The sequence below is a fragment of the Nocardia sp. NPDC055002 genome (assembly GCF_053608825.1).
In genome coordinates this window covers 82,863-108,246 of record NZ_JBSGWE010000011.1, presented here as the reverse complement: position 1 = coordinate 108,246, position 25,384 = coordinate 82,863, and the positions used below count along the sequence as shown (strand labels likewise).

Below are 25,384 nucleotides of genomic sequence, written 5' to 3'. Positions count from 1 at the left end.
GGGAATGCTCGTGAGTTCGGGTGACTTCGTCGACCGGGTGTTCGGCACCGGGGTGACCGATACCAGCGGCATGCGCCGCGGGTGGTTCGGTGCCGCGCTCGCGGCGGGATGGTTGCTGTACCTGGTACCGCAGATCCACGACAGCTGGGTCGAGCACGGCACGGTGCGGGCGGTCGGTGCGACGGTAGCCGTGCTGGCGTTCGGCGGGCTGATCGTGACGGCGTTCGTCGTCTTCCGCCGGCTCGACTGGGACGAGCAGGACGATCCGCGGTCTGTCGATCCGCGGATCTGGCCGCTGCTCGTAGGCATGGCCGCGTTGTCGGTGGTGATGATGGCGCTGCTCGGCGCGGCCGCGCTCCCAACCGTGCTCTACATCGCCGCGGTCGCGATATTCTCGCTGCCCACCCGGCTCTCGTTGGTCGTGGTGGTGGCGGTATCGGCGACGATGGTGGCGATGCCCGTGTTCGCGCCGGGCCGGTGGCTCGGTGGCACGGCGCTGGTGCTCGCGGTGATTCCACCGGTGATCTGGCTCGCCAGGGAGATCGGCCTGCGCGGCAGGCGACTACAGGCGATTACCCGCAGTCAGCGCGCCGACCTGGCGATCGAGGCCGAGCGCAATCGGGTCGCCCGCGATGTGCACGACATCCTCGGCCATTCCCTCACGGTGATCACCGTCAAAACCGAACTCGCGCAACGCCTTATCGATGTCGACGTGGCGCGCGCCAAGACCGAACTCGCCGATGTCGAACGCTTGGCCCGCGAGGCGCTCGCCGGGGTGCGCGACACCGTGGGTGGTCTGCGTGAGGTGAGTTTGCGCCGAGAACTCGCCACCGCGCACACCGCGCTGACCGCGGCCGAGATCGTTGCTGTACTGCCCGATTCGTCGATGGTGGACACTCGGCACAGTGAGCTGTTCGGCTGGGTGCTGCGCGAGGCGGTGACCAATGTCGTGCGTCACAGTGCGGCCGAACACTGCACCGTGGTCATCACCGAGAACAGCATCGAGATCACCGACGACGGCCGTGGCTGCGACGTCACCGCATCGTCCGGCTCGGGTTTGCGCGGGCTGGCCGAGCGACTGCGCGCGGCCGGTGGCACGCTGACCATGTCCACGCCGACGGGCGGTGGCGTCGGCCTGCTGGCGACGGTCCCCGCGGAAGGGAGTGTCCGATGATCCGGCTGCTGCTCGCCGACGACCAGGCACTGGTGCGCGGCGCGCTGGTCGCCCTGCTCGGTCTGGAATCCGACCTCGAGGTGGTCGCCGAAGTCGGCCGTGGCGACGAAGTCCTGGCCGCGGTGACCCGCACCAGCCCCGACGTGGCACTGCTCGACATCGACATGCCTGGCCTGGACGGCATCGAGGTCGCCGCCCGCCTGCACGCCGCACACCCGCGCGTGCGAATCCTCATGGTCACCACGTTCGGTCGACCCGGCTACCTACGCCGCGCCATCGATGCGGGCGCGAGTGGGTTCGTCGTGAAGGACACTCCCGCACGGGAATTGGCCGACGCGGTCCGCCGGGTGCATCTGGGACTACGCGTCGTCGACCCGGCGCTGGCGACCGAGACCCTCACTGCCGGAACGTCTCCGCTCACGGCCAGGGAACGTCAAGTGCTCGCCGCGGCCGCCGACGGTTCGGCGGCCGGGGCCATCGCCGAGCGCTTACACCTCTCGGAAGGGACTGTGCGCAACCATCTTTCGGCCGCGATCGGCAAGACCGGCACCCGCAACCGTGCGGAGGCGATCCTGGCGGCGCAGCGTCAGGGCTGGTTGTAGCTCAGCGCTCGGGCTTCCAGGTGATCTTGCCGCCCGTGAAATCCTGGGCCTTGCCGCCCTGGTAGTCGTATTCGTCGCTGGTGGGGTAGCCGTAGCGGCCGTTTTCGCCGCCCGCGCGGATCCAGTCGGCCTGGATGCTGCCCCACACCGCGTGCGCGCCGGTCTTCGACGTCCAGTAGATGGCGCCGGTCGGGAACATGGTGAACTGTCCGTCGCCCTTGCCCGCCGCGGACACGTCGGTGAGCGGGAAGCCCAGCGGGCTCGATTCCCAGCCCAACGCCGCCCACTTGTCGCGGATCGGACCGCTGATCTGGTGTGCGCCGGTGCCGACGGACCAGTAGATCGAGCCCTTCTGGAAGTGGTTGTACCGGCCGCTGCCCGACGGGGTGGACTGCTCGCGGGTGGTCGGGTAGCCGAGCTTGCCCGACTCGTTGCCCGTCTCGGCGAACTTGTCGCGGATCTGACCCGCGACGGTGTTGGCGTTGGTGTCGGGATGCCAGTAGATGGCCGCGTTGTTGGCGAAGGTCTGGTACTTGCCGCCGGCCGCCGCGTCGGCTTCCGGGGAGGTGGGCTCGCCCAGCGCCGGGCCGCCCGCCTGGTCGTATTCGGTCTCGATCGCGCCGCCCACCTCGAATCCGCCGATCATCCTGGCCTGCGCGGTACCTGCCATCGCCGCGGGCAGCGCGGCCACAACGGTCACGGCTGCCAGTGCGGTCAAGCCGCGTGATCGAAGGGTTCGACGGTGCAAAGTCACAGGAAACTCCCTGGTCGGATCGGTATTCAACGATGTCCGGCGCTCGGGACCCCCTCCGGTGCCGCACCCGAACCTACCCGTTCGGCGGCGGTGGCAACAGTGGCCTTGCTCACCTGGGATGGTGCGGAGGTCCCGGCAGCATGACCTCGAGACCGCGGGCGAAATCCTCCGGGGCGACGTCGGCGAGCAGGAGGTGTTGGAGGATGAAGCCGGGCAGCAGCCCGATGAGCGTTTTGGCGATCGCGTCGGAATCGGTGCCCGGCGGCAGCCAGCCGGACTCGCACAACCGGTCCGCGTATTCGAACCACAGCGCGCGCATGGACGCGATGGCCGCGCGTACCGGGACGGCCGCCTCGTCCGAGACCAGCGCGAGCGCCCACGCCTGTGGGGCGAGTCGCAGCGGTCCCTCGGGCCCACTGCGTTTGACGATCTCGGTGGTCAGCAGTCGGATGACCTCCGCCGGGGGAGGCGGGGTCTCGGTGCGGATGATCTCGGCGAGCCGCTCGCGCAGCGGCCCCATCGTGCGGTTCACGAGCGCGGCGATGATCTCGTTCTTGCTGGTGAAGTACCGGTAGACCGCACCCGCCGACATCTGCGATTCGGCGAATACGTCCTGCATCGAGGTCTCGTGGAAGCCCTTCCTGGCGAAGCACAGCTGCGCGGCGTCGAGGATCTGCTGCCTGCGGCGTTCCAGGTGTTCTTCGCTGACTCTGGGCATGAGTCAAAAGTAAAACGAATGTCCGTTCTTGACAAGCGAGGTGGGCGGTGTCACGGTAGGAACATCAAAAAGAACGAACATTCGCTTTTAAGGGGAGAAACCGCATGACGATCACCCGCCGAGCAGTAGCTCTCGGCCTCGCGGCCACCGCGATCCAGGCCCTGATGCTCATCGCCTTCGCCTGGCCCGCCGTCAATATCGGTCCGCGGGATCTGCCGGTCGCCGTCGCGGGTCCCGCCTCAGCCCAGGTCGCCCAGCAACTGCGGCAGCGCGATCCCGAGGCCTTCGAGATCACCACCGTCACCGACGCGCAGCAGGCGCGAAACGCGATGGCCGACAACGAGATCTACGGCGCCATCATCACCGGCAACGGCGCACCGCAGGTCCTGGTCGCCTCCGCCGCCTCGCCCGCCGTCGCCCAACAGCTCACCGCCGTCGCGCAGCAACTCAGCGGTATCCCCGTCGCTCCCGTCGAGGACGTGATCGCCATCGATTCCGACGATCAGCGCGGCGCGGGCTTCGGCTCGATGGTCCTGCCGCTGGTCATGTCCGGCATGGCCGCGGGCATCCTGCTCACCCTGCTGGTCCCCGCCTTCGGGTCCCGGCTCGCCGGACTGGCCGCCTTCGGTATCGCGGGCGGGCTCCTGAGCACCCTGATCTTCCACACCTGGCTCTCGATCCTGCCCGGCTCCTATCTCGAACTGGCCGCCATCGCGGGCTTGGCCTCCTTCACTGTCGCCGCCGTCATCGTCGGCCTGGCCGCCGCCATCGGGCGCCCCGGCATCGGACTGGGCGCCCTCACCATGCTGCTGGTCGGCAACCCGTTCTCCGCCGCCACCTCGGCCCCCGAACTCCTGCCCCAGCCCTGGGGCTCCATCGGCCAGTTGCTCCCCCCGGGCGCCGCCGCCTCCCTGCTCCGCTCGGTCGCCTACTTCGATGGTGCCGGCGCCCTCGCCCCCCTCACCGTCCTGCTCGCTTGGGCCGCAGGCGGAGTCGCCCTCCTCGGCCTCGGCGCCCTCCGCTCCCGCCAGCTGACCACGCCTACCGCATCTCCCGAACCGGTGGCGGTACCCGCCTGACCTTCCCGCGAAAACGCTCCGCACGACCAACTCTCGTGCGGAGCGTTTTGGCTCTGATGTCGAGCGGGCTTGTGGCTGCGGAGATCCGGCAGCTACTCCTTGTTCAGCTCGGCGATTTCCGTCAGTTCGTAGGATGTGCTTCGGCCGCTCGAGTCGGAGCGTCGCAAGGCGCCGAGCTCGATGAGTTCGTTGAGGTCGCGGAGGGCGGAGGCCTGGGACGTTTTGGTGATGATCGCCCATTTGCGGGTTGTCAGGTTGCCGTTGAAACCGTCCAGGATTCGGTTGAGCATTTCGATCTGACGGGGGTTCATCGCCGTGGTGTGCCACGTGCGCCAGAAGCGGGCTTTCGCGAGCGCTGCGTCGATGGTTCGGTCGGCGTTGTGGATGGACTGGAGTAGCGCGTCGAGGAACCAGAGCAGCCAGGCTGTGACATCGAGGTCGCCGCGTTGGGTGCTTTCGAGGATCGCGTAGTAGTTTTTGCGGTCGCGCTGGATCTGGGCGGACAGGCTGTAGAACCGGCGAGGGCTGTGTTCGGAACGAGCCAGGGCGAGATCGCCTATCGCGCGTGCGATTCTGCCGTTTCCGTCATCGAAGGGATGAATCGTCACAAACCATAGGTGTGCCAGGCCGGCTTTCAACACCGCGGGTTCGGGGGTTTCCGAGTCGAGCCACATCAGGAAGCGGTGCATGTCGTCATCGAGGCGGGAGGCGGGTGGCGCTTCGAAGTGGACTCGCTGCCGACCGTATGGTCCGGAGATCACCTCCATCGGTCCGGTCTCATCGGTTCGCCAGCCGCCCACCCGGATTCGCGAGATGCCGGAGTAGCCCGTGGGAAAGAGTCCGGCGTGCCAGCCGAACAGGCGCTCCGCAGTCACCGGTTGGTCGTGATGGCAGGTGGCGTCGAGGACCATATCGACGACACCGTCGACCCGGCGGTCGGTGGGCGTTGTCGCGCCGATATCGACACCGAGCCTGCGAGCGATGGACGACCGGACCGACGCCGCATCGAGTAACTCGCCTTCGATGGCGCTCGACTGCACGACGTCAGTGGTAAGCGCTTCCAACCCCGCGCGTTCCTGTGTGGCGTCGTCGGCGTGGGTGAGTCGACCGTGCAGGCGCCCCTGTGCGAGCGCGACCTCTGCCGTCGGTTTGGCGAGCAGAACGGCGTCGTAGGTGAAGCGAGGCCAGTTCGTCGCCTCCCAGATGTACCCACGGTTCGTCATGCAGCGATATTACCGCCTATTCGCTGCATAATTTGAAGCGAATAGGCGGGTAATCGCTGCATCGTGCACTGTGCGGTTACCCGGTGCGGTAGTCGTCGGTGCCGAATTCTTGGTGGTAGCGCTGGGCTCGGGTGAGCATGCGGTAGATGCCGGCGATCATGCGGTCGGTGGGCAGGGGCTCGGCGACGATGGGGTCGCCGGTTTTCACGTAGTAGCGGCCGTCGGGGTAGTCCATCCACCAGAAGGTGCGGGCGGGGGTGGGGCGCGAGTCGAGGGCGGGGCCGGAGAGGGCCGAGATCTCGCCGAAGGCTCGGCGGGGGCGGTGGAACATGCGGTTGAGCTGGTCGGCCGAGCTGAGGCGGCCCGCGCGGTATTCGAAGTGGTCTTCTTCGGCGGACAGCTGGTCTCGGCGGACCTCGACCGGCGCTTTCTTGCCCGGCTTCGTGCGGGGGAGGGCAGCGACTGTCAGGGCTGCTACCTGGCTGGGCGTGCAGTAGGTGAGGGTGACGTCGGCGCCGGTGTCCTCCGCGGTGCCCGGCGCCTGTTGCAGGGTGGCGCCGACCGCGCCGCGGATCGCGCCGTGGAATCGGATGATGTTCGCGTTGTCCTGTCCCACATAGCCTTTGGATTCGACCCTGGCCTCGGGGTCGAGCAGGACAGCGAGAGCGCGTTCCACCGCCGGGTCGTATTTGCGGAGGAGGGCGTCCACCGCGGCTTCCCGGTGCTGCTTCAGTTCGTCGAATTCGGCGATGTCGGTGCGGTATTGGAGAGGATAAGGAAGGCGGTCACGGCCGTAGCCGGACCACAGGATCTCGAATTCGATGCCGGTGAATTCAGCGCGGTGCACTGTCGTCGTCTCCGCCGATCACCGGGGGCACGGTCCTGATCTGGTCCGCGCCGAGCAGGAGGTCACCGTTTTCCTGGGTGATCAGGTAGTCGGGGATGCCCTTGGTTCGTTCGTCGTCGGAGTTGCCGCGACCTGCGCCCGGCGCGCCCATGCCGCCCACGCTCGCTGCGCCGCGACCGCCGGCGGCGGAGGTGCCCGCGCGGGTTCCGGTCGCGGCAGCGGGAGACGGGGTGCCAGGGGTGCTTCGGCCGGGGGCGGAACTGGTCGGGGTGCCGCTGCCGCGCTGGGTGCCCGTCCCACCGGGCCCGCTACCGGTGGGTCTGCCGGAGACGGGGGCGCCGGTGCCCGGGGTGCCGGCACCTGGTGTGCCGACGCCTGGTGCTGTTGCACCAGCGCTGGTCGGTGCAGGGGTGTTTAGAGCTGTGGTGGGGGCGGTGGATTGCGGTGTGGTGGTGGTGCTCTGGGGCGTGGTCGAGCCCGCGTCTGTCGAAGAGGTTGTGGTGGAGGACGATCCGGTACCGGACCCCTCGAGTGTCGCGCTGTCGCCGGACGTTCCCGCTGCCGTGTTTTCGGTTTCGTTGCCGGCTGCGGTCGAATCACCCTGATTGTCAATGGCAGTCGTATCGCTGTTGCTGCCCGGTCCACCGCCGTCGGCGATGGTCGGCGCGGTCGGCAAGAAGGGAACGCCGTTGTCGGTTTGGCCGGCGACCTGGCTGTACACCGAACGCAGGATCCGCCTGCCCTCCTGGGTGGCTTCGTCGCGGTTGTGATCGTCGACCTTCATCACACCGTCGGCGGGCAGCGACTTGCCGGTGACGTTGGTGCGCTCGGTGAGGCCGGGCATCAACGCTTGGGTCTGCTCGATCCCGGTGCGCATCTCGGTCAGTTTGAGGCTGATCGCAGTCGCGGCCTGGGAGAGCGGAATCGATTGCTGCGCATAGTTGTTCACGGCCGCGACGGCGGCGGAAGCTGCCGCCCCCGTCCATCCGCTGTGGCCGCCGGCGCCGGTGACGGTGCGGGCGAACTGCTGGTTGAACCCGGTGAAGGTGCCCATCAGCGCACCACCGATATTCGCCCACGCGGTGACCGCGTCATCGACCAGCTGTGGTTTCATCGCCGCGACCGCCGCCTGCATCTGCTCGAGCGTCATGCTGTCGTAGTTGTCAGGGGTGGTGATGTGCGGGGGTTGGATATCGCCGCCGAAGATCGTGGCGTAGTTGCCGGCGAGCTGGCGGTCGTAGATCTTGGCCCGCTCGGTATTCCACTGCTCCTGAGCTGCGATCACCTTGCTCTTGTAGTCCTCGTAGGTCACAGGTGTTCTCCTGTCGCGGAGATCTCGGCACCGGTCGCTTCGTCCTGGGCGACGAAGTTCGCAATCGCTTTGGCCACAACCTCTTTCGCGGTCTTGACCGCTTCGATGTGCTTCTTGAGGACGTCGTCCAGTGGACGGTCTCCTCCGGACGCAGTCAAGGAGAACTTCCGCTCCAACGTTCGACCTGAGTTGAAGTCGCCGAAACCGGAAATCGCACTGACGATTGCTACTTGCTCGAAGACCTCTTCGAGTCGGTCCAGGTGTTCATCGCACACGCGGTCGAGATCCTTGCCGACCTCGGGGTCGAGAGAAAGCTCTCCGGCATTCGCATGGCTCAGAAGCTGATTCCACTGGGCGGGGTCGATGCTGAGGTGCAATTGCGATCACTCCCTCAAGCCGTTGGAAGGTATTGGACCAGACCGGCGCTCAATCGACGTGCCTCAGGACACGGAGGCAGAGGATTGTCGGCGCTGACACGATTCTGGAACCTGAACATGACCGATCCGGCGGGTACTTCGACGGCGACGAAGCATGACAAGTCGTGGGATGCGCCGGCCTGCCGAAACTCGAGCGCGTCGTGGGATCCGACGGCAAGCGAGTTCCAGTCCGAAAAATCTGTACGCGCCCGAGATTCCGCCAAGGTGTGTTCAGACGACATGACTGCCAGGCTGAACTGCTTACCCGGATCCATCCAGCTGCAGACCTTCCACCCGGTGAAGTCCACACCCGCAACATCCTTCTTCTTGCTCTGGACGTTCAGGCCTACGTCGCTGACAGCTGAATCCGGCAACGAACACGGATCCCACACCTTCGCCTCGGCATCCACCGAAGTAGGACTCGCCGCCACACTCACACTGCTCGTCTGTGGAGTAGCCGTCCCCTGCTCCCCGCACCCCACGACAGCCAACCCCGCTACCGCGACAACGCCGAACACCCTCGCCGCCGCACCTCGAACTGCCATGTCTTCGTCCCTCCCACAGACCGGTGCTCGTTCATGACGTCCCCGCTCCGAAGATCGTAGTCACGCTGATGCGCATCGCGAAAGGTCACGCCTACTCCGCTGCGCAGGGGGAGGAGGAGAACAAGGTGAACTCGACCTCGCCGCGAACGGTCTTGTCTCGGATGCTGTACACGGCGAACCCTCGTGAATCGCGATACACCCGGCTCGCCGGGTCGTCGCCGGGGATGCCTTCCTGTCGCGTGAAACCACGTGCGGTCATCGCCTCGAGGTTCGCCAGCGCCTTGTCGATGTGCTCCTGTGACGGATTCCGTTCAGCCTCTTGGTAACTCGGTGCCCACGGCGGACCGTAGCTCTTCAGCGTGTTCGGGTCGGTGCGGCATCCGTTGCCCAATTTCACCGAGCCCGCGTCGACCGAGCGCGTTCTCGGCGAGATCAGCTCGAAGTTGTCGGCGACGATCTGTGATGCTTCCGGAACGCGCAGACCAGTGGAGTTCAGGACCTCATCGGTCGACGTACCCTCGTCGACGAACGCCGAGCAGGCAGGCATCACGAGGATCGCGCAGATTGTGACGAACCTTCTCATGGGATATCTATCCGTTCGCCCCGTTGCGGGTTGTCGGTGACGCGAGGGTTCGAGTAGGGGTGCTCGACCCCGAACAGTTCTTTCACTGTCGCGGCGCGGCCCGCGTCGAACGCTTCCTTACCGCCGTTGCCGTTGTCGCCGAGACCCACGTCCACCCAACGGGTTTCGATCCCGCGTTCGACGTATGCGGTCGCATCCGTTCCGGCGATGACGCCGACGATGTTCTGGAACGCGGTCGATTTGGGGTCGTCCCAGTATTTGCCGTGTCCGTCGCTGCCGAAGACGACCTCGTTGGCGCTGTGCTCGCCGGTGTTGCCGCCATAGAACCCGGTGTCGAGCCGGGTCACGCCGGGAACCTCATCGGGATCGCCGCCGAGAACTTCCGACGCATGCGGATTACCGGGAAGGTGGAGCCCACCGGGCAGGGTCAGCCCGCTGTCCGGATAGGACTGCACGACACCGATCAAATCGCCGGGCGCGGTCATCGAGTAGCGCTGGACATCCGGGTTCGGGTTGTTCCAACCACCTTCGAACACACCGGTTCCCGCCGACGAAGCATGGAGGACCCGGTCGGCCCGCAGGCCCCATTGCTCGGCGGAACCGACGACCGAACCACCATAGGAATGCCCCACATAGGACACAGGTGTGCCCGGTGCGCCGGCGGCGGCCTCCCGGTCGACTTCCCGTCCGAAGTCGACCAGCTTCGGCGCCATGTCGGCCGCGAATTTCGGGCTGGGCGCCCCGTCGGAAAGGCTGGTCAGACTCTGCGGGAAGTCGCCCTCCATGTACAGGAAGATCGGGCCGCCCGTCTGATCGGCGAGATTCCACGCGGCCACGTGATTGGACCCCGAGCCGTTGAGATTCGTGCTGGTGCCGGGCACATACACCCCCACACCAGGCGCACCCGACGTCATCTCGCCGACCATCTCGATCATCCGCCCGTTGCCCTCGGTGCTGAACATGACGAACTTGCGGTCGACCATGCCCAGCTGCGGTGTCGCTGTCTCGCCGGTCGCGGCGGCGGTGGTGTCGAGCGTGCCCGCACCTTCGGGATTCGGAATGGGCGCGAGCATCGCTTCCAGCTGCTTCACCCGCGATTCGTCCCGATTCGGCTTGGCTTTCTCCGACGTCAGCGCATTGCGGACATTGATCTCGTTGGCCTCGATCCGCATGACGAACGGCACTCCGTTCAGATTGCCCAGCTTCTCCGGCGCCGCGATCACCAGCTGACGTTGCGCTTCGGGACTCAACCCGGCCAGGAAGGCCGCCCGATCGTCCGGCGACATCGACGCCAGCTGGATCGCGACCGCGTCCGGGTCCCGCATCGAACCGTCGGCGAGGGTGATGTCGGGCTGCCCGTCGCGCATCGCCCCGAGGTCGCCCACCGATTCCCGCAGCCTGGCGCCGAACAGGTTGTCGAGGCGTTCGAGCTCGTCCAACCCGCTGAGCAGGTTGAGCTGGAAAACTCCCGCGGCGCCTTCCTCTTCCGGATCGGAATGGGTCACCCGGCCGTCGGGCGCGACCACGAAACCTTGCCCGACGGCGAGGTTCTTCTGTTCCAGCACATAGGTTTTGGCGTGCTTCAAGCCCTGATAGGCGTCTTCGGCATCGTCGGCCACGCGGAGCAGCACGGTGCGGACCTCGTAGCCGTGATCGACTTCCTCGTCGATGCGCCGCGAGGCCGCGTCTTTGGTCTGCCCGTACCAGCCACCCGCCGCCGAGACCGCGCGCGAGCAGTCGTCGACCGAGGTCGAGAGGGTGTCGGCGTTGGCACGGGCGGCTTCCCCGGCGCGGTGCAGGCCTTCGAGATTCCAGGTGTCGAGTTGGGGGATGGTCGGCCGCATCAGCGGGTACCGAGCTTCCCGATCTCGCCCGCGGTCTCGGCATCTTTGGCTTGGATATCGGCGGAGAACTTGTCGACGAGGTCGGCCAGCGTCGTGTATCGGGTCGCGATCGAGTCCATCGCCTGCGAAGCCGGGTCGGACAGTCCACGCACGGCGGAGAGCACCTCACTGCCGTCGCCGGTGGCCTCGCTCGCGGCCGCCCAGCTCAGTGCGTCGACTTCGGCTGCCTCCCGACGCCAGGTCGTCGCCATGGTCCTCAACTGATCGGGCTCGACGCCCAGGGTCCCACTCACGATGCCCCCTCCTTCGATGCCGAGAGGACTACGCGCCCGTGCGGACCGGTCCCTTCGTGAAGGTTGGACGGGGCTCGCGATGCGAAGGTTCCATTATGTGATGTGAGTCACACGGAAGCAGGCTCGTCCTCGTCCGCATCGGCCCGGCTGTGCACGCACTCGCGGCAGGTGCCGAAGATCTCGAGTGTGTGGCTCACTTCGGTGAAGCCGTGTTCGCTCGCGATGGTCTCGGCCCACGCCTCGACCGTCGGGCCCTCGACCTCGACGGTGCGCCCACAATGGCGGCACACCAGGTGGTGATGGTGGCCGCTCGAGCACTGGCGGTAGACGGATTCGCCGGTGTCGGTGCGCAGCACGTCGACCATGCCCGCGTCGGCCAGGGACTGGAGGGTCCGGTAGACGGTGGTCAGGCCGATGCCCTCGCCGCGTTTGCGGAGCTCGTCGTGCAATTCCTGCGCCGACCGGAACTCGTCGATGTTGCTGAGCAGGGCTGAGATGGCACTGCGCTGACGGGTGCTGCGGACCCCGACTTGCTTCGCTGAGGTGTTGTCTGCCAACGGATTACCCTTCCTCGGCATGGGCGACGGCATCGACCACGATATGCGCGAGATGGTCGTCGACGAGTTCGTAGAGCACCTCGCGGCCCGAGCGTTCGCCGTGCACGACGCCCGCCGATTTGAGAATGCGCAGATGCTGGCTGACCAGCGGCTGGGTGACGCCGAGCGCGTCGACCAGCTCGTGCACGCAGCGCGGCGACTCACGCAACTGCAGCACGATGGCGATGCGTACCGGCGCGGCCAGTGCCCGTAGCAGCTCGCCCGCGTCCTCCAGTACCGTGCGCGACGGCACGGCGGCGGGGGCGGGGGAGTGATACGGGTTGTGCGGGTGCGCGGGCGCGGCCTCGGTGGTCATCAACCAACTCCTTAATGGAAACAGATTCCATTTTGATATGCATAATTGCGCATGTCAAATGACGCGCCGCGCGGACACCTCGGCTGCTGCAAACCCACTGGACGCGTCCCGATACGCTGGACCCACTTACGTACGGTAGGCCGCACCGAACACCGGTACGGCATGCCGAACAATTCCGACTCGCAGTGGATGGAGAAATCTCGCGTGGCACCCAAGTCGAAGGTGGACACCGTTGCCAACCTCGCCAAGCGCCGGGGTCTGGTCTACCCGTGCGGTGAGATCTACGGAGGCACCAAGTCGGCGTGGGACTACGGTCCGCTCGGCGTCGAACTGAAGGACAACATCAAGCGGCAGTGGTGGCGGACCATGGTCACCAGCCGCGACGATGTCGTCGGTCTCGACTCCTCGGTGATCCTGCCGCGCCAGGTCTGGGAGGCCTCGGGCCACGTGGCCACCTTCTCCGATCCGCTGGTCGAGTCGCTGCACACGCACAAGCGTTACCGCGCCGACCATCTCATCGAGGCCTACGAGGCCAAGCACGGCCACCCGCCCGCCAACGGCCTGGCCGACATCAACGACCCCGATACCGGCCAGCCCGGCAAGTGGACCGAACCGCGCAACTTCTCCGGCCTGCTCAAGACCTTCCTCGGCCCGGTCGACGACGAAGAGGGCATGCACTACCTGCGTCCCGAAACCGCACAGGGCATCTTCGTCAACTTCAAGAACGTCCAGGAGACCGCGCGCAAGAAGCCGCCGTTCGGCATCGCCCAGATCGGCAAGAGCTTCCGCAACGAGATCACGCCGGGCAACTTCATCTTCCGCACGCGTGAGTTCGAGCAGATGGAGATGGAGTTCTTCGTCAAGCCGGGCGAGGACGTGGAGTGGCACAAGTACTGGATCGACACCCGTCTGTCCTGGTACACCGACCTCGGCATCGACCCCGAGAACCTGCGCCTGTTCGAGCACCCCAAGGAAAAGCTGTCGCACTACTCGGCGGGCACCACCGACATCGAGTACCGGTTCCGCTTCCAGGGCAGCGAATGGGGCGAGCTCGAGGGCATCGCGAACCGCACCGACTACGACCTCAAGACGCACTCGGAGCACTCGAACGTCGACCTGAGCTACCGCGATCAGGCGGGCGGTGAGCGCTACACGCCGTACGTCATCGAGCCGGCCGCCGGTCTGACCCGTTCGCTGATGGCCTTCCTGGTCGACGCCTACACCGTCGACCAGGTGCCGACCGCGAAGGGCACGACCGAAGAGCGGATCAGCCTGCGTCTGGATCCGCGCCTCGCGCCGGTCAAGGCCGCGGTGCTGCCGCTCTCGCGCAACGCCGACCTGACCCCGAAGGCCAAGGACCTCGCCGCCCAGCTGCGCCGCAACTGGAACGTCGACTTCGACGACGCGGGTGCCATCGGCCGTCGTTACCGTCGTCAGGACGAGATCGGTACCCCGTTCTGCATCACGGTGGACTTCGACACCATCGACGACCACGCGGTGACGATCCGCGAGCGCGACTCGATGGCCCAGGAGCGCATCGCCCTGGACAAGGTCGAGTCCTACCTGGCAGCACGACTGATCGGCGCCTGACCCGTCAGGTCGAGGGAGCCCGCACCGGCAAGTCGGTGCGGGTTCTTTCGCGTCCGCGCGCTGGGCGGTTGATCACACTGCGTAGCTGACGGTTTGCGTTGGGTGGGCGCTTGCCTCACGATCTTCGTTGTGCTGTGGGAACCGGAAGACGTGGTGCGGGCGCTCGACCCGTCGGAACAACGATTCGTGCGGCACGCGACTTTCACCGGACGGTCGGTCACCGTGCTCGGGGAACTGGACGCGGCCGGGCTCGGCGCGGCCTTCGCGGCATTGCAGCGGCGGTTTCCGATTCTGGTGTGCCGGATCGTCGAGGATGCCGACGAGAACGGAATCCTGTTGCGTCCCGGGCATATCGAGGCCGTCGGCGCGTGGGTGAGTTTCGGTGATCCCGACGAGGTGCGGATTCCGGCCGAGTCCATGGATCCCGGGGCCCAATTGGCCTATCTGGATGTGGTTCTCGCCGAAGAGGATCGGGCTCGGGTCACGTTGTTCGTGCACCACAGCGTGGCCGACGCGGGGCATTGTGTCGAACTGTTCGCGCGGCTGTGGGGCTACTACACCGACTTTGTGGAGACCGGGAAGATCGCGGACTCGGCAGCCGTGGTCGCCGAGTCGGAGACCGCAGCCGAGGGGACGCGGGAGTATCCGGCGTCACTCGAGGTGCTGCTGGCGCAGCGGGGGATCCGGCGTGGGCGGCGATCGGGACTCGAGACGGTGGCGCGTCCGCTCGTCGTCGCCGATTCGATGAGCGGGGCCGAGTGGTCGGAAGCCGCACCGGCCACGTTGGCCCGGCCCGCGCGGATTCAGCTGGATACCGTCGCGACCGCTCGGGTGCTCGAGACGGCTCGCGCGCACGCGGTGAGCGTCAACGGGCTGGTCACCGCCGCGGCGTTGCGGGCGTACAGCGATCTTTCGGGCGCGGACCGCGTGTCGTGTGTGTATCCGGTCGACCTGCGCAGGCGCCTCGACCCGGCGGTCGCCGCGGAAGCGGGCACCAACCTGTCCGGTCTGGCCGCGTTCGCCACCGATGCCGCCGGCACCGCGGACCTCATCGTGCTCGCTCGCCGGATCGGCACCAGCCTGCACGACGACCTGGCCGACGGGGTGATCGAACAGTCCGTTCTGCACTTCCCGGACTTCTTCGGTCCCGATCGAATCCACTCCACCGCAGGGCATATCGCGCTCACCAACACCGGGACGGTGCCCACGTTCCGCGCCCCCGCCGGGCTGATCCTCGACGACTACGAGATCGTCTACCTCTCCGCACACCCCCGCCCGTCGACGGGGGCGTCCGCGGCGGTCACCTTCCTCGTCTACACCTACCTCGGCAGGTTGACCATCGGCCGGTTGGGCGGCGGCGCGCTCGCCGCCGAACTGCTGGATGCCGTGGCATCCGAGCTGTCCTGGGCGTCCACCGATCAGGAAGCCGCGACCGCTTGAAGTCAGGCGAGCACGTGCCGACCGCCGACCTTGCATCACCGCGGGGCGAGAGGCTCCTGTAGTTCGGTGACCCAGCCGTCGGGATCGGGGGTCCACTCCAGGGTGACTTCGCGGACGGGTGCGCCGGTGCGATGCCCGTTGTCCTCCACCCAGCGACCGAGTGCCTGCCACGCCGCACCGATCCCGCTCACGTTCCCGCGATAGACGGTGGTCGCCGCATGTTCGAGCGCGGGCAGATCGACGATCGAGAAGTCCGGTGCCGCAGCGGGTTCCACGTTCACTGGCACGCACGCATGCACGCCGACCGTTCCGTCGTCACGCGCGTCGTAGTAGGCGATCGCGGGACCGGCGATCGTGATCCCGGCCTTGGCCAGCCGGTCGGACAGTTCGCTGAACAGCGGCCCGATCACCGGGCTGATCGCCTGCGGTTCGAATCCCGAAGCCCAGCTGGACGATTCAGCCACCCGCACCGCGGGCACCGACTTGATCACCACATCCTGATCGGGCATGACGCCCTCCTTTTCGATGATTCGGAGTCTCGCTTCGACTTCGGTCAACCGCGAACGGTCCGCAGCGATCCGCTGTTCCAGCTCGGCGCGGCGCAAGGTGAGCATGCCGCGCAGTTCTGCCGCGTCGGGCCCCGGCTCGAGCATTCTGCCCACCTGTTCCAGCGTGAACCCGAGCTCTTTCAATGCGATGAGCCGATTGAGCCGGGCCAGCTGCGCCGCCGTATAGAAGCGGTACCCGGTGGCCGCGTCGACCCTGGCAGGCGGCAGCAAGCCCACCGCGTCGTAGTGGCGCAGCATGCGCACCGACACCTGACCGTGCCTGGCGAAATCTCCGATACTGAACATGACGCCTTCCGGTGTACGGCCTCACACAGTGGGAGAGTCAAGCGCAACCTGACGACCTCGGCTCGGCGCCGTCAGACCTCCCCGCGCCGGGCTCAGAATCTGCCGCCCCGGCTGACCCTTCGTGATCCCGACGAGCCGCCGTAGGAGCCCGGACGGTAACCACCTCCGCCTCCGCCGTAGCCACCACGGTGCGAACCGCCGCTCATCGCGCCGCGGAGTAGTTCGTTCAGGAGGATTCCGCCCAGCACCGCACCGGTCTGGGAGCCACCGCCCGACATCGGCTGACGCGTCTCCCACGCCTGCACGCTGGCCTGCGCCTGCTGCATGGCCCGGCCGCCGAGGTCGGCGGCGGTCTGCGCGCTGACGAGTGCGCGCTCGGGGTCACTGCCCGCGAGTCCGCGTGCCTCGGCGAGGTGGCGTTGCGCTTCGGAGAGCCGGGTACGTGCCTCCGCGTCGACGCCGCCACGCCGGGTGGTGATGAACGACGACGCCGCATCGATGCGGGCGGACGCGTCGGTGAGGGTGCGATCGAGTCGGCGTCGTAGATCCTCCACGGCCAGTTTGCGATCCGAGGCCGCCGCGATCGCACGGTCCAGTTCGGCATCAGCGGTGACCGCGGTGTGGAAGGTACCGAGGGGATCGCTGTCGGCGTTCGGGGTGTTGAGGGCAGCGGTGGCGGACGAGACCGCGGCGGCCAGGTCGGCGCCGCCGAACTCGGCGAGGCTCTTGGCCGAGCTCAGGTCGGCGCGCAGTTCGTCGAGGGCGGCCGGAAGACCATCGCGCGCCTGCTGGATGTTCGTCGCGGCCTGGTCGACGGCATCGAGCAGCGTCCTTGCCTGCCCGATCGCGCCTTCGGCCGCTCGGATCGCCGCGACCGCACCACCCTGCTGCCCGACAGGCTGAGTGAGGGCAGTGCGAGCGGAATCGATGTTGTTCTCGGCGAACGTGATCCGCTCCTGCGCCATCCGCACGTTGTCGTGGATCGGCGCGATGACCGAGGACGGATAGGTCGAGCCCAGGCGGGCGAGTTCGGCTTCGGAGCCCGGCATACGCGCGGTCAGCTCGACGATGTCGCGGGTGAGCGTGTCCAGCCGAGCGGGCGCGTCGATGAGCAGATCGCGCATGGCGTCGAAATCGGCGACCTGCGAGTCGAGTTCGCGATCGGCCTTGCCCGCCGTGGCGATCAGCTCGATGAGCATGGCGCGCTGCTGGTCCGGCGTCTCCGGAATCGCGTCGTCGAGTTGCTGACGAATCGTGAACGCCTTCGCGGTGGCGGCGCGGGCGGCATCGAGCGCGGAGCGGAACGGCGTCACCGCGGTATCACCGAATTCGCTGGTGGCCAGGGTCAATTCCTCGGCGCTGGTCCGCACGGCATCGTCGATCTCGACCAGTCGCTCGCGGGAGAGCGCGTGCAAGGTCGGCAGCGACAATCGCGCCAGCGCCGCGGAATCGGTCGGATCCACCTCGCGCGCGGTGGTCAGCTCGGCACGATCCCGGTCGCCACGGCGCTTGCGCGAGAACAGCATCAAACCGCCGGCCACCACGATCACGGCCAGCCCGATGAGGATCAGCACACCCCACGGCACCCCGCCGCCCCGCATCGCCGAACCGATTCCCTCGGCGGTGTCGACCGCGGCCTGTGCCCACTTCTGGTCGCGCAGATCGGGTTCCACCGAACCCGCGAGCAGCGAGTCCAGTTCGGCGTCGCTCACCCCTTCGGGGAGGGTGCCGTCGAGCCAGTAGCCGCGGTCGTCGACGGCCACCGCCAGCAGCAGATCGTGATCGCTGAAGCCGGACAGGTCGGACGTGCGGGCAGCCCAGTCGCGCGGCGCCATCGACCCGAAGGTGCGCACATAGTTCACCCACAGCTTCACCTGGTGATCGCGGTAGAGGGTATCGACCGCGTCGAGCACGCGTGCTTCGTCGCCCGCACTGAGCACATTCGCGGTATCGACCACCTGCGGACCCATCCGCGCGGGCGGTTCGGCGACCGCACTCGGCGCGCACAGCAGGCTCAATACGGCGAACACCGCGCAGAGCACGGAAACCGATCGTGGGGCCGAACTCGACAGCGGCATGTGTCGAATCTAACGGTCGATACCGACACCGGCACGACAGCGCGGCCCGTGGCTTCTACGATCGGGGGCATGGTCACAGTCGCTCGCCAGTACACAGGTCACGTCACCGCGGGCGAGGACGCCCAGCAGCGCGACGTCCCCGGCGCCCGCATCGTGAAGATGTCCGTCGGTCCGATGGACAACAACACCTACCTGATCCAGAGCGCCACCACCGGCGCCGCCGTGCTGATCGACGCCGCCAACGACGCCGAGCGCATCATCGAACTGACCGCGCTCGAGACGCCCGGCCAGATCGACCAGCTCGTCACCACCCACCGCCACCCCGATCACTGGCAGGCACTGACCGAGGTCACCAAGTCCCTCGACGTCCCCACCGCCGCCCACACCCTCGACGCCGACCACCTCCCGGTCCGCCCCGACCGCCTGCTCGAAGACGGCGACACCATCGAATTCGGCGACCTCGCCCTCCACGTCATCCACCTGCGCGGCCACACCCCCGGCTCGATCGCCCTCGCCCTCACCGACAACGCAGGCCACACCCACCTCTTCACCGGCGACTCCCTTTTTCCGGGGGGTCTTGGGCGGACAACAAATCCGGCTGACTTCACCAACCTGTTCAATGACGTGACCAGCAAGATCTTCGATCGCTGGCCCGATGACACCGTCGTCTACCCGGGCCACGGTGATGACACGACTCTAGGTGCTGAACGTCCCCACCTCACTGAGTGGCGTGACAGAGGCTGGTGACGTAGTCGAGTTTCGAAGCGGATGGGCTTCCGCGAAGATTAGGATCATGCTGTTTGGCAGGTTCGGTGCAAGTCTCGCGATTGAGGAGAAGGATACTTGCTGAGTTCTGAGATAGATTCCGCAAAAAGATCTGTTAATACTGATCGTGTGCAAATCACCTTGGGTGAAGTTGCGACGATGTACTCAAGTAATGAGCTAAACATTCTTCCGGAGTTTCAGCGCCTACATCGGTGGAGTCTTGAAAAGAAGTCCAATTTTGTAGAATCGATTCTAATTGGGATTCCGGTACCGTCGGTGTTCGTTTATGAGACGGATTTGGGTACTTGGGAGTTGGTTGACGGCCTTCAGCGAATATCTACGATTCTTGAATTCATGGGCCTGCTACGAGACGTAGACAATCCTGGAACGCTTAAGCGCAGCATTATGGCTTCGACTAAGTACTTACCGAGCCTCAAGGATGTTGTGTGGGAAGCGAGGGGTCCAGGTGAAATAACGCTACAAAAGCCTCTTCAGTTATTTTTTCGTCGTGCTCGTTTAGATTTCGAAATTTTGAAGCATCCCAGCGATCCGCGGACAAAGTACGATCTTTTCCAACGCCTGAATCGTGGTGGTGCGTACGCCACTGAGCAAGAAGTTAGAACGTGTTCAATGGTTCTTGCGGACCCGCAGTTTACGCAGAATTTGAAAGATATTGCAGCGCAAGAAGGATTTCGCGAACTATTTCGCATTACCGATGAGCAGCATCAGAAGCAGAAAGATCTCGAGTATCTAATTCGCATTCTTGTTCACGTATACGTTGAGTACTCGCTTAGTATGGATGTTGAGGAATTTCTTAGTACTGGAATTCTTCAGATTGTCGAAAGGCGAATACAGGATGAGGCGATCGAAACGGCGAAGTGGGTACTTGAAACACTTCTGCGTGTGCGCGGGCAGGACGCGCTGGTGCCGACGGACCCTCCGCGACCCGGTGGCGGTGGAGGACGCTTTACTCTGCGAGCCTTGGAAGTAATTGCTGTTGGTATTGCAAAAAATCGGTCTTCTCTGGATGGTTGGGCGGAAAGTGACGAATTTATAAATGAGCGAATCTCGGCCTTCTGGGTCGACCCGGTGGCAACAGAATTAAGTGCGGGGATGCGAGGAACTACCCGAATTCAGCGTAGTGTGCCGTTTGGAGAGAAGTGGTTCGATCCACGTGCCAAAAAAAATTGATGACTATTTTGACGATATCGACTCGTCACGATCATTGCGCGTTCGGGAACTATCAGAGGTCAAGCGCATCTTTGGTGCATCGTCAGGATCGGATCCGTTGGGTGTTCGCTCGAAAGCCCTAGTGGTGCTTTCCTACGCCGCGTGGGAAGGATTCTATAACGAGTGTGTAGATTTCTATTGCGATTTTCTTCAGATGCAGGGCAGGAAGGTGTCTGACGCCGGTTGGCCAATGCTTGTAGGAGCTTTGGAAGCTGAATTCGAGTCGTTGAGGAGTCGAAACCACTCGGCAAGTGCCAAAAGGCAGTTTGTAGACAGTCTGAAAGCTCGTTTAGCGTGCGATTTTGGGTCATTCGACCGTAAGTCGGTGAAGGCTCGTTCGAATTTGAACTGGGAGAAACTTGAGCATAATTTTCAGCTTCTAAGCTTCGAGATATCACCCTTCTTCTTGCATAGAAACCGCCTTGACCGAGAGGTAGTTGGTTGGCGTCATGGGGTTGCGCATGGAGATGCGCCAAACCTTGGGAGTTTGGATGTTGAGGAACATATAAAGCTGGTCAGTGAAGTCATGAGGCTAGTCGCGGATGCATTTCAAGAAGCAATGTTGGAGCATATATGAAATTTTGGTCCGATTTCGGGTCGGGAAACGGCAAGCGAGATTGTCTCGTACGAGCATGTCGTGCGAGTGTGGCTAGCCCCATCCGGCTGGCTGAGTGAACAGTCACAGCTCAGGGATAGGCTCAGGCCAACGCCGGCCGACGATCGACCCAGTACAGCGGCGACCCCTGCGCTGTGTGGCGGTGGCGGCGGACCACGGCGATGATTTCGCCGTGGTAGCAACCGAATTCGATCAGTACTGCTGCCGTGTCTGACCGGATTGGCGCACGCGGCCGCTTGCTGTCGCCTATGCGGCTGGTGGGCTGACAGGCGGCCAATCCTGCGGCTCGACGTTCATGGGCTTTCGGCTGACGTCTTGGTCCCAGTCGAACACAGGTGCTGGAGGACCCCAGAGCATGGGTGCTTCGAACGAGACAGTCTTGGCGCCGAAGTTCACCTCTACGAACTCAGTGTCGCCGAGAAAGGTCACCCCACTGAATCCGGCGACACCGGAGAAGGTCGACTGCACGAAGTCGGCGCGGCCGTGGAATGTGGCCATCCGGAACCAGGTGTAGCTGGAGAAGGTTGCCTTCCTGAAATCGGCGTCGGCATGGAAAGTTGTTCTGCCGAACTCGGCGGCGGAGTTGAAGGTCACCGCAAAGAACAAGGTGGGGGAATCGAAGGTCACCCTATTGAAGTCGGCGATTCCGAAGAACTTTGTCGCTCTGAACTCGGCGTAGTCGTAGAACGATGTCTCACTGAACCGCGCGCTACCAGCGAACGATGACCTGACGTAGGAGGTGCGGCGTGAGAAGGTTGCGCCGCCGAAATCAGCGTTGTCGGAAAAAGTTGTTTCGTCGAATAAGGCATTGTCGCTGAACGTTGCCCTCTCGAACTCGGCCGTGCCGTCGAAAGTCGATCCGCTGAACTCGGCCCCGCCGGAGAATTTTGCCTGTCTGAAATCGGTGTAGCCGTGGAAGGTTGCCCCTCTGAACCATGCGGTGTCATCGAAGGTTGCCCCGGCGAACCGAGTGTCGCCGGAGAATACCGAGTCGTCGAACCGGACAGCTCCCATGAACTTTCCTTCGCTGAGGTCGACGTCTTCGAGATGTGCTGTGCGGAAGTCGAAGTCGCTTCTCGACCAGGGGTACTCGGCTGAGGCGCGAGTGTGGTCGGCGATGGCGCGGACGATGGTTGCGCGGACGACACGGTCGTTCTGGCGGTATTCGACGTGTTCCTCTGTTTCTCCCCGGATTCGCCCGTGTTCGACTCGGGGGGCTTTGGTCACGAGTTTGGTGCGTCCGCTGGCGCCGTGGTCGGTGTCGTAGGGCAGTCGGAGGTATCCGCACAGCACGTCGATGCACTGCTGGCGTCGTAGTCCCTCTGACTCGTCGGCCACGCCGGCCATCGCGTAGACGCCAGCGATACGGACCGCGACGTCGGCGGCGCCAAGCTGTGCAGCTGCGGCACCGAAACGTTCGACGAACCGGGAATGCTCGAGATCGCGTTGACGCCGATAGGCAATCACCAAGGCGACGACACCACCGACACCAGCGACAACGGTCAACGCGACACGTGTGATGTCGATCGGTGCGGCTTTGGCGTCGCTGGTGGGCGTGATTCTATGGACGACCTGATAGGCGAGGTAAGCCACAGTCAGTCCTCCGCACAGTGCGATAAGAACCGCGGACAGTAGTCGTGTTCGCCCTACGAACTGGCCAATTGCCTTGTTGCGCTTACCCACCCAATTTAGCACCGCATCATTCTCCGCGATCTCCCGCATGTGGACCAACTCTGGCGGCAATCAAGCAGCTGGAGGCCGACCTCGGCTACGAACTGTTGCGCCGCTCATCGACAGGTGTGACCCTCACGCCCGCCGGTGCCGCGCTCTACGACGAGGCACGCGACCTGCTTGTCCAGGCCGATCGAGTACGCACCAGGGTCGCGGTCGCCGCAGGGGCGGACACCACCATCACCATCGGCACCTTCGCCGAACATGCAGGCACCCGACTGGCGGCCGCTTACCGAGCCGCGCACCCCGACGTGCAGGTACACATCAGAGAAGGTGACTTCGCCGATCCGACAGCGTGGCTGCGCGCCGGACGCGTGACATCGCTCTCACCCGCACGCCCTTCGACGAAACAGGCATCACCACACAGGTTCTGCGCACCGACCCCGTCGGCGTCGTACTGCGCGTGGATGATCCATTCGCCGACCGCCCGAACCTGCACCTGCGAGAGCTGGCAGATCGACACTGGTTCCAGCTGCCTCCCGACACCGACCCGATCTGGCGCGGCTACGGGTCGCACCCGACACCGGGCCGGTGCTGCGGACCGTCCACGAATGCCAGCAAACCGTCCTGTGGAACGGCACCGTGGGATTCACGCCGCTCGGTCATCCGGTTCCGGACGGTCTGGTGGTGGTCCCACTCGTCGACAAGCCGCCCAGCAGACTCGTGCTGGCCTGGAACAGCGTCGCGCACACCCGCTGATCCGCTCGTTCGTCGACGTCGCGGCGACGATCTCGTGGACACCGATCGGTAGTTCACCAGAACGGAATCCGGTGGTGACCGCTGACCCCACGGCGCGTCGGACCGACCTGGCAGACTGACGAAGGTGAAATCGGGTTTCTCGCGAACGGTCACGCCCGCCCCGGATGTCAGGCATCCGCGCGGGCTGGTGTCGACGGTCTCGGTGTGGTTCGTCCGGTTGATCGCCGGAGCGGTGCTGATGGGGTTGGTGCTGGTCGCCGGGACAGCGGTCCGGGTCTGGCAGGTCGCGCGGATCGACGACTACACCCCCGCGAACGCGATCGTGGTGCTCGGCGCGGCCCAGTATTCGGGAACGCCGTCGTCGGTTTTCGAGGCGCGGCTATATCAGGCCTGGCGACTCTACGAAGCCGGGGTGGCGCCCACCGTGATCACCGTCGGCGGCAAGCAGGAGGGCGACCTGTATACCGAAGCCGCCTCGGGCAAACGGTATCTGGAGGACAAGGGCGTCCCCAGCGAGAACATCGTCGCCGTCGAAACCGGTTCCGACACACTGCGCAGCATCGAGGCGGTGGCGTCGGCGATGGGGGAGCGCGATATGTCATCGGCCGTACTCGTGAGCGATCCGTGGCATTCACTGCGAACCAGGACGATGGCTCGCGACGCAGGCCTGGAAGCGTGGACCGCACCCACTCGCACCGGGCCCGCCGTCTACACGAGGGAGTCGCAATTCCACGGCATCGCCCGCGAAACCGGCGCGCTGCTCTGGTATCAGCTCACTCATTTCTCGGCAGATTTTCCTTACGAGGCGGGACAGTGAGATGACAGGGACCTATACCCCGCACGACCAGGAACGCATGGTCCACGAGCCCGGTAAGACCGCATGGCCCGGCGCCGCGGGCAAGGGACATCGCAGTGAGTTCTCCCGCGATCGTGCCCGCGTGCTGCACTCCGCCGCGCTGCGTCGCCTCGCCGACAAGACCCAGGTCATGGGCCCGCGCGAGGGCGACACCCCGCGCACCCGGCTGACCCACTCGCTCGAAGTGGCCCAGATCGGGCGCAGCATCGCCGACGGTGTCGGCGCCGACCCCGACCTGGTCGACCTGGCCGGCCTGGCCCACGACATCGGCCACCCGCCCTACGGCCACAACGGTGAACGCGCGCTCGACGAATTCGCCGACGAATACGGCGGTTTCGAAGGCAACGCGCAGAACCTGCGCATCCTGACCCGCCTCGAACCCAAGGTCCTCGACGCCGACGGAGAGAGCTTCGGGCTCAACCTCACTCGGGCGGCCCTGGACGCGACCCTCAAATACCCTTGGGGCAGAAGCGGTTCCGGCACCAAGTTCGGCGCCTACGACGACGATCTCGAGCGCCTGGCCTGGGTGCGCAAAGACGCGCCCGACCGCAAGCAGAGCCTGGAATGCCAGATCATGGACTGGTCCGACGACGTCGCCTACTCGGTGCACGACGTGGAGGACGGCGTGATCGTCGGCCGCATCGACCTGCGCGCCCTGGCCGACCCGGCCGAGCAGGCGGCGCTGGCCGAACAGGGGCACGGCCAGCACCCCGACCAATCGATCGAGGCACTCGCCGCCGCCGCGCAACGGCTCTCCGAACTCGACATCGTGGCCGACGCCGCGGACTACGACGGCAGCTTCGGCGCGTCGGTAGCCCTGAAACGGCTCACCAGCGAACTGGTCGGCCGCTTCGCCACCGCCGCGATCTCGGCCACCCACGAGCGCTACGGCGAAGGCCCGCTCAGCCGCTACGAGGCCGATCTGATCGTGCCGCCGATCGTGGCCGCCGAGGTGGCCGTGCTCAAGACCATGGCGCTGCGGTACGTGCGTTCCGACCCCGGTCACCTCGCCCGACAGCAGACCCAGCGCGACCGCGTGCAGGCCGTCGCCGACCGGCTGCTCACCACCGCGCCCGCCCACCTCGACGATCAGATGCTGCCCTGGTTCAACGCCGCCACCACCGAGGCCGCCCGCGTGCGCGTGGTGATCGACCAGATCGCGTCCTACACCGAGAGCCGCTTCGAACGCGTCGCCGCCTCGCTGGACTGCCGCTGAGCAGACC

Annotated in this window: 26 protein-coding genes and 1 pseudogene; 12 read left to right on the top strand and 15 right to left on the bottom strand. The window is 65.6% G+C overall.

Translation table 11 applies throughout. From position 1 onward, the window contains the following. Positions 1–10: 10 nt before the first annotated feature. Both ACWF99_RS31335 and ACWF99_RS31330 read left to right on the top strand, forming a co-directional pair. Positions 11–1,174 carry a sensor histidine kinase gene (locus ACWF99_RS31335; protein ID WP_452538153.1) on the top strand — a complete coding sequence of 388 codons (1,164 nt, stop codon included), beginning with the start codon at positions 11–13 and terminating at the stop codon, positions 1,172–1,174. Beyond that, positions 1,171–1,776, top strand: coding sequence for a response regulator (locus ACWF99_RS31330; protein WP_378637541.1), 606 nt, complete (start codon positions 1,171–1,173; stop codon positions 1,774–1,776). Before ACWF99_RS31335 ends, ACWF99_RS31330 begins: the two co-directional genes overlap by 4 nt. A 1-nt stretch (position 1,777) precedes the next feature. Here the strand turns inward: ACWF99_RS31330 and ACWF99_RS31325 are convergent, their stop codons facing one another. Next, positions 1,778–2,494 (bottom strand): LGFP repeat-containing protein, encoded by a 717-nt coding sequence (locus ACWF99_RS31325; protein WP_378637544.1) that lies wholly within the window; start codon positions 2,492–2,494, stop codon positions 1,778–1,780. A gap of 145 nt (positions 2,495–2,639) precedes the next feature. Next, positions 2,640–3,248: a TetR/AcrR family transcriptional regulator gene (locus ACWF99_RS31320; RefSeq protein WP_378637547.1), complete on the bottom strand. Its 609-nt coding sequence runs from the start codon at positions 3,246–3,248 to the stop codon at positions 2,640–2,642. Positions 3,249–3,352: 104 nt separating this feature from the next. Between ACWF99_RS31320 and ACWF99_RS31315 the strand changes: the two genes are divergently transcribed. Next, positions 3,353–4,327 (top strand): hypothetical protein, encoded by a 975-nt coding sequence (locus ACWF99_RS31315; protein ID WP_452538152.1) that lies wholly within the window; start codon positions 3,353–3,355, stop codon positions 4,325–4,327. Positions 4,328–4,419: 92 nt separating this feature from the next. Here the strand turns inward: ACWF99_RS31315 and ACWF99_RS31310 are convergent, their stop codons facing one another. The 10 genes from ACWF99_RS31310 to ACWF99_RS31265 form a co-directional block, all read right to left on the bottom strand. Next, a complete protein-coding gene (locus tag ACWF99_RS31310; protein ID WP_452538151.1) occupies positions 4,420–5,550 on the bottom strand; it encodes a Fic family protein in 1,131 nt (376 codons plus the stop codon). A gap of 76 nt (positions 5,551–5,626) precedes the next feature. Beyond that, a complete protein-coding gene (locus ACWF99_RS31305) occupies positions 5,627–6,397 on the bottom strand; it encodes an ESX secretion-associated protein EspG (RefSeq protein ID WP_378637555.1) in 771 nt (256 codons plus the stop codon). Then, complete coding sequence (locus tag ACWF99_RS31300; protein ID WP_452538150.1) at positions 6,384–7,709, bottom strand: hypothetical protein; 1,326 nt, start codon at positions 7,707–7,709, stop codon at positions 6,384–6,386. Before ACWF99_RS31300 ends, ACWF99_RS31305 begins: the two co-directional genes overlap by 14 nt. After that, positions 7,706–8,086: a hypothetical protein gene (locus ACWF99_RS31295; RefSeq protein WP_452538149.1), complete on the bottom strand. Its 381-nt coding sequence runs from the start codon at positions 8,084–8,086 to the stop codon at positions 7,706–7,708. Before ACWF99_RS31295 ends, ACWF99_RS31300 begins: the two co-directional genes overlap by 4 nt. A 14-nt stretch (positions 8,087–8,100) precedes the next feature. Continuing rightward, complete coding sequence (locus ACWF99_RS31290) at positions 8,101–8,670, bottom strand: DUF3558 domain-containing protein (RefSeq protein WP_452538148.1); 570 nt, start codon at positions 8,668–8,670, stop codon at positions 8,101–8,103. A gap of 91 nt (positions 8,671–8,761) precedes the next feature. Next, positions 8,762–9,253, bottom strand: a complete 492-nt coding sequence (locus ACWF99_RS31285) for a hypothetical protein (protein WP_452538147.1) — start codon at positions 9,251–9,253, stop codon at positions 8,762–8,764. Beyond that, the gene (locus tag ACWF99_RS31280; protein WP_452538146.1) at positions 9,250–11,097 is read right to left on the bottom strand and encodes an alpha/beta hydrolase; all 1,848 of its coding nucleotides are present in this window, start codon (positions 11,095–11,097) and stop codon (positions 9,250–9,252) included. The genes ACWF99_RS31285 and ACWF99_RS31280 overlap by 4 nt, the downstream gene beginning before the upstream one ends. Then, on the bottom strand, positions 11,097–11,390 hold the full coding sequence (locus ACWF99_RS31275) for a type VII secretion target (protein ID WP_378657291.1): 294 nt from the start codon (positions 11,388–11,390) through the stop codon (positions 11,097–11,099). Before ACWF99_RS31275 ends, ACWF99_RS31280 begins: the two co-directional genes overlap by 1 nt. A gap of 107 nt (positions 11,391–11,497) precedes the next feature. Further along, positions 11,498–11,968 carry a Fur family transcriptional regulator gene (locus ACWF99_RS31270; protein WP_452538145.1) on the bottom strand — a complete coding sequence of 157 codons (471 nt, stop codon included), beginning with the start codon at positions 11,966–11,968 and terminating at the stop codon, positions 11,498–11,500. Continuing rightward, a complete protein-coding gene (locus ACWF99_RS31265; protein ID WP_067456316.1) occupies positions 11,952–12,302 on the bottom strand; it encodes an ArsR/SmtB family transcription factor in 351 nt (116 codons plus the stop codon). The genes ACWF99_RS31270 and ACWF99_RS31265 overlap by 17 nt, the downstream gene beginning before the upstream one ends. A gap of 189 nt (positions 12,303–12,491) precedes the next feature. On the opposite strand from ACWF99_RS31265, the gene ACWF99_RS31260 reads away from it, so the two are divergent. Both ACWF99_RS31260 and ACWF99_RS31255 read left to right on the top strand, forming a co-directional pair. After that, on the top strand, positions 12,492–13,892 hold the full coding sequence (locus ACWF99_RS31260; protein WP_452538188.1) for a glycine--tRNA ligase: 1,401 nt from the start codon (positions 12,492–12,494) through the stop codon (positions 13,890–13,892). 129 nt (positions 13,893–14,021) lie between these two features. Then, entirely contained in the window at positions 14,022–15,332 is a 1,311-nt protein-coding gene (locus ACWF99_RS31255; protein ID WP_452538144.1) for a phthiocerol/phthiodiolone dimycocerosyl transferase family protein, read from the top strand. Positions 15,333–15,367: 35 nt separating this feature from the next. On the opposite strand, the gene ACWF99_RS31250 is transcribed toward ACWF99_RS31255, so the two are convergent. Both ACWF99_RS31250 and ACWF99_RS31245 read right to left on the bottom strand, forming a co-directional pair. Continuing rightward, positions 15,368–16,186, bottom strand: a complete 819-nt coding sequence (locus tag ACWF99_RS31250; RefSeq protein WP_378637577.1) for a MerR family transcriptional regulator — start codon at positions 16,184–16,186, stop codon at positions 15,368–15,370. Positions 16,187–16,278: 92 nt separating this feature from the next. Then, complete coding sequence (locus ACWF99_RS31245; RefSeq protein WP_378637580.1) at positions 16,279–18,264, bottom strand: TPM domain-containing protein; 1,986 nt, start codon at positions 18,262–18,264, stop codon at positions 16,279–16,281. 69 nt (positions 18,265–18,333) lie between these two features. Between ACWF99_RS31245 and ACWF99_RS31240 the strand changes: the two genes are divergently transcribed. From ACWF99_RS31240 to ACWF99_RS31230, 3 genes are all read left to right on the top strand, one after another. Continuing rightward, entirely contained in the window at positions 18,334–19,011 is a 678-nt protein-coding gene (locus ACWF99_RS31240) for an MBL fold metallo-hydrolase (RefSeq protein WP_452538143.1), read from the top strand. A 147-nt stretch (positions 19,012–19,158) separates the two neighbouring features. Then, positions 19,159–20,220 carry a DUF262 domain-containing protein gene (locus ACWF99_RS31235; protein WP_452538142.1) on the top strand — a complete coding sequence of 354 codons (1,062 nt, stop codon included), beginning with the start codon at positions 19,159–19,161 and terminating at the stop codon, positions 20,218–20,220. Continuing rightward, positions 20,204–20,836 carry an MAE_28990/MAE_18760 family HEPN-like nuclease gene (locus tag ACWF99_RS31230; protein ID WP_452538141.1) on the top strand — a complete coding sequence of 211 codons (633 nt, stop codon included), beginning with the start codon at positions 20,204–20,206 and terminating at the stop codon, positions 20,834–20,836. Before ACWF99_RS31235 ends, ACWF99_RS31230 begins: the two co-directional genes overlap by 17 nt. Before the next feature lie 285 nt (positions 20,837–21,121). On the opposite strand, the gene ACWF99_RS31225 is transcribed toward ACWF99_RS31230, so the two are convergent. Beyond that, on the bottom strand, positions 21,122–22,597 hold the full coding sequence (locus ACWF99_RS31225; RefSeq protein ID WP_452538140.1) for a pentapeptide repeat-containing protein: 1,476 nt from the start codon (positions 22,595–22,597) through the stop codon (positions 21,122–21,124). A gap of 304 nt (positions 22,598–22,901) precedes the next feature. On the opposite strand from ACWF99_RS31225, the pseudogene ACWF99_RS31220 reads away from it, so the two are divergent. The 4 genes and pseudogenes from ACWF99_RS31220 to ACWF99_RS31205 all read left to right on the top strand — a co-directional run. After that, a pseudogene (locus ACWF99_RS31220) lies at positions 22,902–23,084 on the top strand (LysR substrate-binding domain-containing protein); the annotation flags it as partial. Positions 23,085–23,137: 53 nt separating this feature from the next. Next, positions 23,138–23,305, top strand: a complete 168-nt coding sequence (locus ACWF99_RS31215; RefSeq protein WP_452538193.1) for a hypothetical protein — start codon at positions 23,138–23,140, stop codon at positions 23,303–23,305. A gap of 238 nt (positions 23,306–23,543) precedes the next feature. Next, positions 23,544–24,122: a YdcF family protein gene (locus ACWF99_RS31210; protein ID WP_378637756.1), complete on the top strand. Its 579-nt coding sequence runs from the start codon at positions 23,544–23,546 to the stop codon at positions 24,120–24,122. 1 nt (position 24,123) lies between these two features. Then, positions 24,124–25,377 carry a deoxyguanosinetriphosphate triphosphohydrolase gene (locus tag ACWF99_RS31205; RefSeq protein WP_378637590.1) on the top strand — a complete coding sequence of 418 codons (1,254 nt, stop codon included), beginning with the start codon at positions 24,124–24,126 and terminating at the stop codon, positions 25,375–25,377. Positions 25,378–25,384 lie beyond the last annotated feature (7 nt).